12 protein-coding genes and 2 riboswitches are annotated in these 13,222 nt (G+C 64.3%); of the genes, 11 read left to right on the forward strand and 1 reads right to left on the reverse strand.

From position 1 onward, the window contains the following. Positions 1-103 precede the first annotated feature (103 nt). The 3 genes from QRM57_RS06110 to QRM57_RS06120 are packed head-to-tail and all read left to right on the forward strand — an operon-like array spanning position 104 to position 2,475. Entirely contained in the window at positions 104-487 is a 384-nt protein-coding gene (locus QRM57_RS06110) for a cold-shock protein (protein WP_090820714.1), read from the forward strand. 4 nt (positions 488-491) lie between these two features. Then, positions 492-1,127 (forward strand): DUF3027 domain-containing protein, encoded by a 636-nt coding sequence (locus QRM57_RS06115; protein ID WP_284985929.1) that lies wholly within the window; start codon positions 492-494, stop codon positions 1,125-1,127. 43 nt (positions 1,128-1,170) lie between these two features. Continuing rightward, positions 1,171-2,475: an MFS transporter gene (locus QRM57_RS06120; RefSeq protein ID WP_257368911.1), complete on the forward strand. Its 1,305-nt coding sequence runs from the start codon at positions 1,171-1,173 to the stop codon at positions 2,473-2,475. Between the two features lie 70 nt (positions 2,476-2,545). Here QRM57_RS06120 and serC read toward each other — a convergent pair whose 3' ends face one another. After that, positions 2,546-3,676 (reverse strand): phosphoserine transaminase, encoded by a 1,131-nt coding sequence (serC, locus tag QRM57_RS06125; RefSeq protein WP_284985930.1) that lies wholly within the window; start codon positions 3,674-3,676, stop codon positions 2,546-2,548. A gap of 294 nt (positions 3,677-3,970) precedes the next feature. Here serC and QRM57_RS06130 point away from each other — a divergent pair, with 294 nt between their 5' ends. From QRM57_RS06130 to QRM57_RS06165, 8 genes are all read left to right on the forward strand, one after another. Then, entirely contained in the window at positions 3,971-4,666 is a 696-nt protein-coding gene (locus tag QRM57_RS06130; protein ID WP_235518947.1) for an iron-dependent transcriptional repressor DtxR, read from the forward strand. A gap of 215 nt (positions 4,667-4,881) precedes the next feature. Beyond that, positions 4,882-5,096, forward strand: a riboswitch (cyclic di-AMP (ydaO/yuaA leader). A gap of 4 nt (positions 5,097-5,100) precedes the next feature. Continuing rightward, positions 5,101-5,931 carry a M23 family metallopeptidase gene (locus QRM57_RS06135; RefSeq protein ID WP_284985931.1) on the forward strand — a complete coding sequence of 277 codons (831 nt, stop codon included), beginning with the start codon at positions 5,101-5,103 and terminating at the stop codon, positions 5,929-5,931. 144 nt (positions 5,932-6,075) lie between these two features. After that, a riboswitch (cyclic di-AMP (ydaO/yuaA leader) is annotated at positions 6,076-6,237 on the forward strand. 4 nt (positions 6,238-6,241) lie between these two features. Beyond that, complete coding sequence (locus QRM57_RS06140) at positions 6,242-6,982, forward strand: C40 family peptidase (RefSeq protein ID WP_257368910.1); 741 nt, start codon at positions 6,242-6,244, stop codon at positions 6,980-6,982. 98 nt (positions 6,983-7,080) lie between these two features. Then, positions 7,081-7,860 (forward strand): NlpC/P60 family protein, encoded by a 780-nt coding sequence (locus QRM57_RS06145; RefSeq protein WP_284985932.1) that lies wholly within the window; start codon positions 7,081-7,083, stop codon positions 7,858-7,860. Between the two features lie 217 nt (positions 7,861-8,077). Continuing rightward, positions 8,078-8,578, forward strand: a complete 501-nt coding sequence (locus tag QRM57_RS06150) for an HNH endonuclease (protein ID WP_144662688.1) — start codon at positions 8,078-8,080, stop codon at positions 8,576-8,578. Positions 8,579-8,620: 42 nt separating this feature from the next. Beyond that, positions 8,621-9,523 (forward strand): NTP transferase domain-containing protein, encoded by a 903-nt coding sequence (locus tag QRM57_RS06155; RefSeq protein WP_284985933.1) that lies wholly within the window; start codon positions 8,621-8,623, stop codon positions 9,521-9,523. Further along, positions 9,520-10,863 (forward strand): molybdopterin molybdotransferase MoeA, encoded by a 1,344-nt coding sequence (locus QRM57_RS06160; RefSeq protein WP_284985934.1) that lies wholly within the window; start codon positions 9,520-9,522, stop codon positions 10,861-10,863. Before QRM57_RS06155 ends, QRM57_RS06160 begins: the two co-directional genes overlap by 4 nt. A 52-nt stretch (positions 10,864-10,915) precedes the next feature. Further along, positions 10,916-13,222: an FdhF/YdeP family oxidoreductase gene (locus QRM57_RS06165; RefSeq protein WP_284985935.1), complete on the forward strand. Its 2,307-nt coding sequence runs from the start codon at positions 10,916-10,918 to the stop codon at positions 13,220-13,222.

Raw genomic sequence — 13,222 nt, forward strand, 5'->3', positions numbered from 1 at the left:
ACCAACACGGACCGGGCTGTCACCCTCGATCCCGCAGGACCCTGCGGATGCGGTAACGGCCCGACGTGTCTCCCAGAGCAAGAAAACGAAGAAGGTTGATTACGTGCCTACCGGCAAGGTCAAATGGTATGACAAGGAAAAAGGCTTCGGATTCCTCGCGGCAGAAGACGGCCAGGAAGTATTCCTGCCTAAGACGTCCCTGCCCGCGGGCGTAACGGAACTCAAAGCCGGCACGCGCGTGGAGTTCGGTGTAGCTGACGGCCGCCGCGGCGCACAGGCACTGGGACTTCGTGTCCTGGAGAAGACGCCTTCCATTGCCAAGGCCAAGCGCATGAACGCCAAGGATCTTGCACCGATGGTGCAGGACCTCGTGACGGTGCTGGACAACCTCTCCGGCTCTCTCTCGTCCGGCAAGTACCCGGACGGCAACAAGGCCAAGGCCATCAGCATGGCGCTCCGCAAGGTTGCCGACGAGCTGGAAGCCTAGGCCCATGGCATCGGAATCCGCACAGGACACGAAGGGCGGAAAGGGCGCGCAGGGAAGCCCTGATTCAGCCCCCGACGATGCCCAGGCTCCTGGACACGGGGAAGCCCCCGCGCGGAAGCCTGCGGCGGAGAAGCCGCAGGCCGGTTTACCTGTGTGGCGAACCGGCAAGCCTGACGCCTTCCTGGCTGCCGCCGTCGATATTGCGCGTGAGGCAGTTCAGGGCATAGCCAACCCGGGCGAAGTGGGTGCGCACCTCGGTGCAAAGTCGGAGGGCGACCGCGTGGTCACCCACTTGTTCGAATCCAAGCTCGCGGGTTACGGCGGCTGGCAGTGGTACGCGGTGGTGACGCGTAACTCCCGTTCCAAGATCGTGACCGTCAGCGAGCTCGGCCTGCTGCCCTCCGAGGATTCCATCCTCGCCCCGGAATGGGTTCCGTGGGCCAAGCGGGTCCGCCCCGAGGACGAGACTCCGCTGGTGGAGGAGACTGTCGGCGATGTCACGGAGGAATCCGTCCAGGCCGACGAGGACGACGCTACGGGACCCGCCGAAGCGGACGACGAGGCTGAGGACGGCGAAGAAGCCGACGGCGAAGAAGACGACGGCGAAGAGGACGACGCCGACGAAGCCGGGGCTGAATAGGCATTGCGGAAACCCGGGGTGAACCAAGCGATGGTGGACACTGATGTCCACCTTTAAGTCGCTGGGGATTCCCAACTACCGCATCTGGTTCTTCGGTGCCCTGATCTCCAATATCGGCACCTGGATGCAGCGCACTGCGCAGGACTGGCTGGTGTTCGACCACCTGACCGCGCACGATGCCGGCGCGATGGGCATCACCCTGGCCCTCCAGCTGGGTCCGCAACTTTTCCTTGCCCCGTGGGCCGGCCTGCTTGCCGACCGCTACAGCAGGCGGAAGCTGCTCCTCCTCACCCTGGTGGCAATGGCCCTGCTCAGCACGGGACTGGGCATCCTGGTGTTGTTGGGAGTCGCGGAGCTGTGGCACGTGTACATCTTTGCCCTGCTGCTGGGCATCGTGACGGCGTTGGACGCTCCGGTCCGCCAAACCTTCGTCTCGGAACTCGTCACCGATGATTACCTGCCCAACGCGGTGGCACTGAACAGCGCATCCTTCAACGTAGCCCGGATGATCGGTCCGGCAGTGTCCGGTGTCCTGACTGTGGTGGTGGGGCCGGGATGGGTCTTCCTCATCAACACGGTGTCCTTCGCCGCGATGCTCTGGGCGCTCAAACTGATTCCGGCGTCGTCACTGCGGGCACAACCACGTGCGGCACCAGGTAAAGGGCGCATCCGCGAAGGCCTGCGGTACGTCCGGGGAAGGCCTGATATCCAAGTGGTCCTGGTGGCCATCTTCATCGTGGGCACCTTCGGACTCAACTTTCCGCTGTTCATCGCCGCGATGGTAGGCACCCAGTTCGGCATGGACGCCGGCGCCTTTGGGGCCTTGAGTTCCATCATGGCCATCGGCTCGGTAACCGGGGCATTGCTCGCGGCCCGACGCGGCCGGCCCCGCCTCAGGCTGATCTTCCTGGCGGCGGGAGGCTTCGGGGTCTCCAGCACGCTCGCTGCCCTGGCGCCCAACGCAACCCTTTTCGGTCTCGCGCTGGTTCCCTGTGGCCTGTTCGCGCTGACCCTCATCACCAGTGCCAACGGATACGTGCAATCGACCACGGAGGCCGTTATGCGGGGCAGGGTGATGTCCTTGTACATGGCGATCTTCATGGGCGGGACACCCATTGGTGCCCCGCTGGTGGGTTGGGTGGCCAACGTCGGCGGTCCGCGCTGGGCGGTGGGCGTAGCCGCAATAGCCGGCATCAGCACCGCCGTCGTGGGTTTGGTCTGGATCATCCGGGCCAAACAGCTGAGGCTCCGCTTTGACCGGCGGGCGCGTGGCCTGAAACATTTCCGGGTGGAGTCGCTGCTTGCCCCTCCGGGTACGGAAGAGGGCGACGGCGGCACCGCCCGTTAAGCGGCGACGGCGCCGTCCGGGCTGACCGAACGACGCCGACCCTCGGGTCCGGCTGACTACCCGCCGAGGGTTACTTCTTCAGTTCACCCACGACGTAGTCGATGCTGGCAAGGAGCGCTGAGACATCGTCCGGCTCAATGGCGACGAACGTGGCAATACGCAACTGGTTGCGGCCCAGCTTGCGGTACGGCTCCGTGTCCACCACGCCGTTGGCGCGGAGGACCTTGGCGATCGCGGCCGCGTCAATGGAGTCGTCGAAGTCGATGGTGGCAATGACGTTGGAGCGGTCCTCTGCCTTGGCCACAAACGGGGTGGCGTACTCGGAGGCTTCGGCCCAGGAGTAGATCCGGTTGGCGGAGTCCGCCGTGCGCTTGCTGGCAAAGTCCAGGCCGCCGTTGCTGTTCAACCACTGAACCTGGGCGTCCAGGGTCACCAGGGTGGACAACGACGGCGTGTTGTACGTCTGGTTGAGCTTGGAGTTGTCGATGGCGGTCTGCAGGTCCAGGAAATCCGGGATCCAGCGCCCGGATGCCTTGATGCGGGCAGCGCGTTCCAGGGCTGCGGGGGAGAAGAGGCCGAGCCACAGCCCGCCATCTGATGCGAAGTTCTTCTGCGGGGCGAAGTAGTAGACGTCGGACTCCGAGACGTCGACGTCCAGGCCGCCGGCAGCGGAGGTGGCGTCCACCAGGACCAGTGATCCTTCGTCGGCGCCCTGGACCCGCTTGACGGGAGCTGCCACACCCGTGGACGTCTCGTTCTGGGGCCACGCGTAGACATCGACGCCGGCTTCGGGTTGCGCCACGGGGCGGGTGCCGGGATCGGACTTGATGATGGAGGAAGCATCAAGGAACGGGGCTTTGTTGGTGGCGGCGGCGAACTTCGAACCGAACTCGCCAAAGGACAGGTGCTGTGCTTTCTTCTCCACCAGGCCGAATGCGGCGACGTCCCAGAAGGCGGTTGATCCGCCGACGCCGAGGACAACCTCGTATCCCTCGGGTGCGCGGAAGAACTGGCTGAGTCCTTCCCGTACCGATCCCACGAGGTTCTTGACCGGGGCCTGCCGGTGGGAGGTGCCCAGGATGGTGGCCGATGCGGCAGACAACGCCTCGATCTGTTCCGGGCGGACCTTGGACGGTCCTGCGCCGAAGCGTCCGTCCTTGGGCAGCAGATCGGCGGGAATGGTGATGCTGTTGTCGCTCACGTGTGGCTCCAATGGGTATCGGCTAGAGATGGGTCGTGGCAGGTGGCATCCGCTGCCCCTTCGACTTCCCAATTCTGCCTGACTCGGCCCGGGGGCTGTAACCTGCATCCGTCATAGTCCGCCACGTGGAATGCGAAGCAACAGGATGCGACCGGAATTATCCAGAGTAATTCCAAATAAGCTAGGCTGGGTGTCGGCGTTCAAGGGCCAGCGGTACACACCGGCTGCCCTGGCCAAGGACGCGGTACGGTGGAGATTACGCAAGGAAACTGCGTTCGAGGAGAGCTGAGCTGGATGACGGATCTGATCGATACCACTGAGATGTATCTTCGGACCATTTTGGAGCTTGAAGAAGAGAACATTGTGGCGCTCAGGGCCCGCATCGCCGAGCGCCTGCGGCACTCCGGCCCCACGGTTTCACAAACCATCGGCCGCATGGAGCGCGATGGCCTGGTGATCGTATCCAACGACCGTCACCTTGAACTGACCCAGATGGGCCGCAAGCGCGCCACCGAGGTCATGCGAAAGCACCGTCTCGCGGAGCGGCTCCTTGCCGATGTCATTGGCCTCGACTGGGCGTACGTCCATGACGAAGCGTGCCGTTGGGAACACGTGATGAGTGAGCGGGTTGAACGCCGGCTCTACGAACTCCTTGAACACCCCACCGAGTCGCCTTACGGCAATCCGATTCCAGGACTCGAAGCCCTGGGCGGCCTGCCGACGCAGACCATTCCGCGGCTCGACATCAACCTGCTGCAGGCCATGGATGGCTACGCCGCCGATTCCCGCGTGGTGGTCAGCCGGCTTGCCGAGCCCATCCAGGTGGAGCCCGAACTCCTCACCCAACTGGACGAAGGCGGAATCCGTCCCGGGGCAGCGGTGTCATTGGAACGCGTCGGCGAGTACATTTCTGTCCGGGTTCCCGGCATCGAGGGAGCGCTTGAGCTTCCACCGGAAGTTGCGGCCCACGTGTTCGTCTCCCTGGGCTGACCTCCCTTCGGGGCGCCGCATCCTCGGGTATGCCGTGTCAAACCTCACTTTTGTGCCCCGCGGGACAATGTGACCTGCGGTTTTCCGGGATTGATGATAAGGGCGTGCGTCGTCCTGTTGATAACGAATTTATTACTGCAGGCTTTAATCGCCTATAGTTATCTACTAGCGCCGATACCAAAGCGTTACCTGATCCGGAGCCGAGCTCTGCCAGCGGATCAGGTGTGCCATCCACCACTGGCAGAGGCGGGGGAACCACAAGCGGCTGTCTAAAGAAGCAGCCTTGGGGTGAAGTCCGCAGCAGAAGTGCCCATTTACGCAAGTCCCTCCTGGGATACCTGTGTGCCATGAGCGCTTCGTGCGGACCGGGTCTTTGAACTCTCTGACCCGAATCCGACAGCTAACTTCGCAGGCTTTCCAGAGAGGAACAGAGTTTGACATCGCAGAACGTCAGGGGTCGTCGCCGCGCCACCGGCCCCGCTGTTGAGCTGCGGCCAGCCCGCGCAACAATGGAGGTCCGGCCCCGTGACACTGAGCGCCAAGTCCGCCGCCGTAAGAGCCCATTGCGCCAGGTTGCCGATTTCGCCGCAGCCAGTGGTGTCGGCCAGAAAGCCGGAGTAGCCCTCGCTGCCACCGGCTTGGCGCTGACTGTCGGACTGCCGGCCACAAGCCCCGTGATGGCAACGTCGGAGTCGGGCCAGTCCGAGTCCGCCCTCGCCGTTTCCGGCGGCAGCCAGCCAGAGGTTTCCGCGGCCGCATCGGCAAAAATCGACTTTAGCCGCGCCGCCGTCGCAACCGCAGCTGACCCCGACGGCAAGCTGAAGCAATTGCTCAGCGCCCAGTCGGTCGGCAGCATCCAGCGCGCCTCGTCCGTAGGCACGCTTGCCAGCCCCTTGGACAGCCTGGTCACGGCCTCGCCGTTCGGCTACCGGGTCAGCCCCCTCACGGGCGGCACGGGAGACTTCCACCGCGGCCAGGACTTCGTTGCCCAGTGCGGCACCGCGGTGCATGCGGCTGCCACGGGCAAGGTCACTTTCGCCGGATGGCACGAGTATGGCGGAGGCAACCGCGTGGTAGTGGACCACGGCAACGGCCTCGAGACCACCTATAACCACCTGTCGTCCTTCAACGTCAAGGTCGGGCAGACCGTCACCCGTGGCGATACCGTCGCGTTGAGCGGCACCACGGGCGCTTCCACCGGCTGCCACCTCCACTTCGAGGTCCAGGTCAACGGAGAAGTTGTAGACCCCATGGGCTGGCTCTAAGCCAGTTGATGGTCGCCTCTCGCATTTTGCGACACCCCGTGACCTGAATGTGACATTCGCGTTCAACTGTTGTACCGTACAAAGCGCATCGGCTTTTTAGGGGGCCGATGCACTTGAGTGGATTGCCTAGCTCTGCCACCACTCAAGGTCCGTTCGCATAAATCGTCTGGCAGGGGCGGGGGAACCACTTTTGGTCTTCGATAGAAGGCCTTGGGGTTAAGTCGCAAAAGCTTCCTTGAAGCAACGCGGCCGGATGACTCCCATCCGAATCCGACAGCTCACCTCGCAGGCATTGGGAGAGGCTACCTACGTGTCATCACGCACTACCCCTGCGCGCCACCGCGCTGAAACGGTTCGTACGAACCCCTTGAACACTCTTTCCAAGGCTGTTTCGTCCAACGCCGGTTCGGTTGGCCGTCAGGCCGTCGTCCTGGCAGCAGCTTCGGGCCTTGTCCTGACCGCCGGTCTTCCGGCTACGGCAGCTGATACGGACGTCTCCAAGTCGGAAGCCTCCAGCACCCAGCAGATGGTGGCAACCGCCGTCGTCACCGCAGAGCCAACCGCCACCGTGGCCTTCGAGAGCCCGGTCGTGGCCACCAAGGAAGCCCCCAAGGTTGTCCAGCGTGCATCGCAGGTCACCCAGCGCGCCGCTGGTAGCCAGGACGCCGCAGCAGCAGTCACCGCAAAGTCCTCCGAGGTTACGGACGGTGCTGCAAGCGCTGCTGCTTCGGGCCTCGCCGCCATTGCCTACACCGGTATCGGCCACCCCTACGTATGGGGCGGCACCACCCCCAACGGCTGGGACTGCTCCGGCTTCACCCAGTGGGTCTACGCGCAGGCCGGCATCAGCATTCCCCGCGTCAACGCCTGGACGGCCATGAAGCCCACCAGCAACCCCCAGCCCGGTGACCTCGTCATGCAGAACGGCGGAGCCCACGTCGGCATCTACGTCGGCAACGGCATGATGATCAGCGCACTGAACCCGAGCCAGGGCACTCTCCTGCACTCGGCAGCCTCCACGGGCACCTCTTCCTTCTTCACCCTTCGCTAGAAAACATCCGGTTCGTGGCCGGCCAGCATGCCCCCAAGTGCTGGCCGCCCATTACCCGCGTGTAACCCCACTGCACGCGGATACGAAAAGAGAAAATCATGACCAGTGCAAACAAGGTTGCACGGCATCGCGCTGAGGCCCCCAAGACCAGCTCGCTTGCCATCATCGCCAAGGCTGTCGGCGGCAACGCCGGTACTGTGGGCCGCCAGGCCGCCGTCATCGCAGCGGCTTCCGGTCTGGTCCTGACCAGCGGTGTCGCGGCCAACGCCGCCGAAACCAACGTTGACCGTGAATCCACCGCGACGTCCACCCTCGATGTCCAGGCAGTGGTCCAGTCGACCATCGCTGCGGACTCCACGGTAGCCATTTCCTACGAACGGCCCGTCGTCACCACGGTTGAAGCTCCGGCTCCCGTGGAGAAGAAGGCCCCCGCCAAGGCAGAAGCCAAGGCCACGGAGGGCGCCAACACGGCTGCTTCCACCGGCAACGCGACGCTTGCCGTCAACAGCTCGGCTACGTCTGCCAAGGCTCCGGCAGCTTCCAGCGGCCTCGGTGCAGCTATCGCCGCCGCAGCTTACGCCCAGCTCGGCGTGACCCAGGACTGCACCATGCTGGTGACCAACTCCCTGGCAGCCGTGGGCATCCACTTCCATGACTGGCCGGCCGGGTACCTCTCCTTGGGCCGTACCGTCAGTGCTGCAGAAGCCCAGCCGGGCGACCTCGCCTACTACGCCAACGGCGGTTTGGCCGGGCAGGCCCACATCGCTGTCTACGTCGGAAACGGCATGGCAGTGCACGGTGGATGGAACGGATCCACCACGGCATTGTTCAGCGTCAACGTCGGCTCCGGCCCGGTTTTCATCCGCGTCAACGGCTAATAACGTACCTTTTGGAACACCCCGCAGGCTTCGGCCGACGGGGTGTTCCGCTTTAACCACGCATGAACATTTGCCGACACCGCACGGGAAACGACAGAAAAATTCGTTGATACGGCATATAAGTGCTTACCCTTATCTTGTCGATCCACAGCCCGTACATGCAGAGGGCAGCCGGCCCTCGTGCCCCTGACGGGTGCGGCCGTGAAGAGGTACGTGCATGCGCACACTCGTTCTGAATGCTGGATATGAACCGCTGGCGGTAATAACATTCCGCCGGGCGCTGGTCCTTGTGCTGACTGGGAAAGCGAGCGTAGTGGCCGAAGGCGACGAGCCTGTCGTCGGGCCACAGGAGATTCTCGGACGACCATCCGTGATCCTCCTCAACCGCTACATCCGTCCCAAGTACAACAGGATCACCGCTGTGAGCCGCCGGGGCGTCCTTCGCCGCGACGGTCACCGCTGCGCCTACTGCGGGAAGACAGCGCACACCATAGACCACGTCCACCCCAAATCCAGGGGCGGCGCGGATTCCTGGGAAAACCTGGTTGCGGCGTGCTTGAAATGCAACAACGCCAAGAGCGACCACACGCTGGCTGAGATGGGTTGGAAACTTCGTTTCAAACCCGGCGTGCCCCAGGGAACCATGTGGCAGATCAAGGAACTCGAGAAACCTGCGCCGGACTGGGACCCGTTCCTGTTGCCGGAATCCGCTGCCTGATCGATTTCTGACGACTCCGCCCGCCCCGGGTAATCTGGGCGGATGGAGTTCAACGCCGTCGTCCTGGCGGGTGGCAGGGCCACCCGCCTCGGTGGCGTGCCCAAGCCGTCCTTAACGTACGACGGCGCCACCCTCCTTTCGCATGCCCTGCAGGCATCGGGCGGTGCAGCCGCCGTCGTGGTTGTAGGCCCTGAGGTTCCGGGCAGCGACGCGGCCCTGTACGAAGGCATACTGAGGGCGCGGGAAGAGCCGCCGTTTGCGGGCCCTGCTGCGGCGATCGCTGCCGGGCTGGCGGCGCTGAGGGCCCGGGCCCTGCCGTGTCCGTGGACGCTGGTTTTGGCGTGCGACATGCCCCACGCTGCCCGAGGAGTCGATGCCCTCCGGAACGCGCTCAGGAACCATCCGGACGTGGACGGTGCCATGGCGGTGTCTGCAGACGGTCGTAAGCAGCCGCTGCTGGGTGTTTACAGCACGGCGGCCCTGGAACGGAAAGTGGCGGAAGCCAAGGGCGGTTCCGGCTTAACGGACTCTTCGGTGTTCCGGCTGCTTGCTAGGCTGAACCTGCTGGATGTCGCCGTCCCCGCCGGTGCCACGGATGATGTGGATACCTGGGATGACGCCACGGCGTTGGGCATTGACTACGACTTGGAGGCCGACGTGAAGAGCCAGGAAGAGACGCTCGAGGAATGGTGCCGCACTTTGCTGCAGGCATTCGAGCTGGAAGGCGTCGAAGTGGACGTCAATGAGGTCCTCGCCGTCGCCGGAGTAGCTGCGCATGCGGTGGTGCGTCCCGCTGCTCCCTTGACCACGTTCATCGCCGGGTACGCCGCCGGCATGGCCCGCGGGATCGGCCAGGCCAGCGACGATGCCTCCATGAAGGCGGCCTTGGACCTGGCACGCAAGGTGGCCAAGGAGTACGTGGAGACCGGGACAGACGCCGAATGACCGAGGCCCCCAGGGAGGGCCATCACGCGGCACACACGTGGCAGGAGGCCCGCAGCCGGGCATTCGAGGTTGCTGCGCCCATCCCGCCCGGTCCGGTCCCGATCAGTTCCGCCATTGGCCGCACATTGGCCTCGGATGTCCTGGCCGTGCAGGACATGCCCCACTACGCGTCGTCGGCCATGGACGGATGGGCCGTCAACGGCAGTGGTCCGTGGATCCTTAGCGAGCCCGGGCAGCGGCTCGCACCACACCAGGCGAGCCCCATTGTCACTGGTGGCCTGATTCCGCCCGGCGCCAAAGCTGTGTTGCGCAGCGAGAGCGGCGAGATTACGACGGACGACGACGGTCTGCCGATCCTTGCGCTTGGCGGCACAGCGAAACCGGGCGAGCCACGCAACGGCCAACATATCCGTAAAGCCGCCGAAGAAGCCGTGGAGGGGGAGGTCCTGCTCAAAGCGGGGACGGTACTGAACCCGGCGCACATAGCATTGGCGGCGCTGGCCGGACTGGACCATCTGAACGTTCAGGGCAAGCCTTTGGTCCGCTTCCTCCTGACAGGCTCGGAGGTAGTAGTGCAGGGGGTTCCAGGTCCGGGGCAGGTCCGGGACACGTTCGGTCCGCAGTTGGGTTCTGTCGTGGAACTTTTGGGCGGCATCGCCGGTGAGCAGCTCAGGGTTGGTGACAGCTATGAAGAGTGGCTGGCCGCCCTCCAGGATACTGAGCCGCTGCTTGGCGGACCTGACGCGGACGCCGAACCGCCGGCCGACGTCGTTATTACCACCGGGGGCACCGGGCTCTCGGGGACGGACCACTTCCGGAAGGCGGTGGCCGAGCTCGGAGGCGAGCTGCTGATTGATGGCATCGCCATGCGTCCGGGCCATCCCGCGGTGCTGGCCGAGCTTCCCGACGGCCGGTTCGTGCTGGGCCTGCCCGGGAATCCGCTCGCGGCGATGATGGCCTTGTTCACGGTGGGTGGGCCCCTGTTGGCGGCCTTGGGACACGGCAAACTTGAAGACGTCGCCGAGGTGCCCTGCGGCGCGATGATTGACGCGGACCCCGGCCGTACCCGCCTGATGCCCTTCAGGCTGATGTATGGCCTGGCGTCGCCGGCCCAGCATGTGGCTCCCGGGATGATGCGCGGCCTCGCAGCTGCGGATGGGGTCATGGTGGTCCCGCCGCACGGAGTGCAGATGGGGGAATTGGTCCCTGCGTTCGCCCTGCCTTGGGGCAAGCCGCTGCCCGCACCCAAGCCGGCGGATGACAAGCCACGCAAGGCGCCGGGCAGGCCGGCGAAGAAGGCTCCGGCTGGCCCGGTGGACTGGAGTGCCTTGGACGCTTGAGCGGTGCGCTCGCCTTGGACGGACAGTCCGGCCAAGATGCAATGATGGACTCATGAACAGGCATGCTCCCGAACAGGACATCAACGAAGATGACCTGCAGATCCACCCGCCCAAACGAGCCGCAGCAGGCGTCAAAGCCGTCACGGTGGCGCTTGAACGCGGCTATTCGCAAGCGGGGGTCACCCGTACGGTCCGCTCCATGCTGCGGGTCAACCAACACGGCGGGTTCGACTGCCCGGGATGTGCGTGGCCCGAATCGATCACCGGCCGGCGAAGCCCGGCAGAGTTTTGCGAGAACGGCGCCAAGGCAATCGCCGAGGAAAGCACCACCAGGACGGTGGGCGCGCCTTTCTGGGCCGAGCACTCCATCAAGGACCTCGAAGGCAAGACCGAGTACTGGCTGGGGAGCCAGGGCCGGATTTCCGAGCCTGTGGTCATCAGGCCCGGTGACACCCACTATTCGCCCATCAGCTGGACGGACGCTTTCGCTCTCATCGGGGAGCACATCAACGCCACCACGCCGGACAAATGCGTGTTCTACACCTCCGGCCGCACGGCCAACGAGACCGCCTTCATGTACCAGTTGTTCGCTCGCAGCCTCGGCACCAACAACCTCCCGGACTGTTCGAACATGTGCCATGAATCCTCCGGCAGCGCACTGAACCCCACCATCGGAATCGGAAAGGGCACGGTGTCCCTGGAGGACATCCACCATGCGGAGCTGGTGCTGGTGGTCGGCCAGAACCCCGGAACCAACCATCCCCGTATGCTCTCAGCACTGCGGGACTGCAAGAACAACGGTGGAAAAGTCGTTGCCGTGAACCCGCTTCCCGAGGCGGGCCTGTTGAACTTCAAGGACCCGCAGTCCCTTAACGGAGTGATCGGTGGCGGCACCACCATCGCCGATGAGTTCCTGCAGATCAAGGTCGGCGGAGACCTTGCCTTGTTCCAGGCCCTCGGCCACCTGCTCCTGGAGGAGGAGAAGCTCAACCCGGGGACCGTCGTCGACCAATCCTTTATTTCGCAGCAGACCGCTGGCTTCGCCGCCTACGCGGAGGCCCGGTCTACGGTGGACTGGTATGAAACAGAGCGCGCCACCGGCCTGGGCCGTGCGGAGATCACCAAGGTGGCGAAAATGATGGCTGCCTCCAAGGCCACCATCATTTGCTGGGCGCTGGGATTGACCCAGCAGCCCCACTCGGTGGATACCTTGCGCGAAATCATCAACCTCCTGCTGCTCCAAGGGAACTTCGGCAAGCGGGGAGCGGGAGCCTGCCCGGTCCGCGGCCACTCCAACGTGCAAGGTGACCGCACCATGGGTATTTGGGAGAAGCCCAAGGAGTCGTTCCTGGCGGCCTTGGACAAGGAGTTCGGCTTCCGGATGCCGCGCGACCATGGCTACGACTCCGTGGAAACCCAGCACGCCCTCGAGAAGGGTGAGGTGGATGTCTTCGTGTCCATGGGCGGCAACTTCGCCGCGGCGGGTTCGGACACGGCAGCACTGGAAGAAGGCCTGAAACGTGCCGGGCTGACGGTCCACATTTCCACCAAGCCCAACCGGGCCCATGTGGTCCATGGCAAGACATCCCTGATCCTGCCCACGCTGGGCCGGACAGACACCGATGACAAACACCCCAAGGGCAAGCAGTTCCTTTCCGTGGAGGACTCGATGTCGGTCATCCACAAAACGCAGGGACGGCTGGAACCGGTCTCCGAACACCTGCTCAGCGAACCGGTGATCGTAGCCCGTATGGCGCAGGCGACCCTTGGCGATGACCACGGCGTGGACTGGCGGTCCATGGCTGAGGACTATGACGTGATCCGCGACCATATCTCCCGTGTCATCCCCGGATTCGAAGACTTCAACGCCCGGGTCCGTACCAAGAATGGTTTCGTGTTGCCCAACCCGCCCCGTGATACCCGTACCTTTGCCACGGACATCGGGAAGGGTCGCTTCAGCGTGCGCCCATTGGAGTACCTCGAAGCCCCTGCAGGCCACCTGATCCTGCAGACGGTGCGAAGCCACGATCAGTACAACACCACCTTCTATGGGCTGGATGACCGTTACCGTGGAGTCTCGGAGGGCCGCCGCGTGATTCTCGTCCACTCCGATGACCTCGAGGAACTTGGCTTCCAGGACCGTGATTTGGTGGACGTCATCTCGACGTTCGCCGGCTCGGAGAGGCGGGCCAACAAGTTCCGGCTGGTGGATTACCCCACAGCGAAGGGCTGCGCTGCCGCCTACTTCCCGGAAGCCAATGCACTGGTACATCGCGAGTTGGTGGCCAGGGAGTCCAACACGCCCGGTTACAAGGCCATGACAGTGCGCTTCGTCCGGCATGAAAGCGAGGTGGCTTAG

This window comes from Arthrobacter sp. fls2-241-R2A-172 (genome assembly GCF_030208885.1).
Taxonomy (GTDB): domain Bacteria; phylum Actinomycetota; class Actinomycetes; order Actinomycetales; family Micrococcaceae; genus Arthrobacter.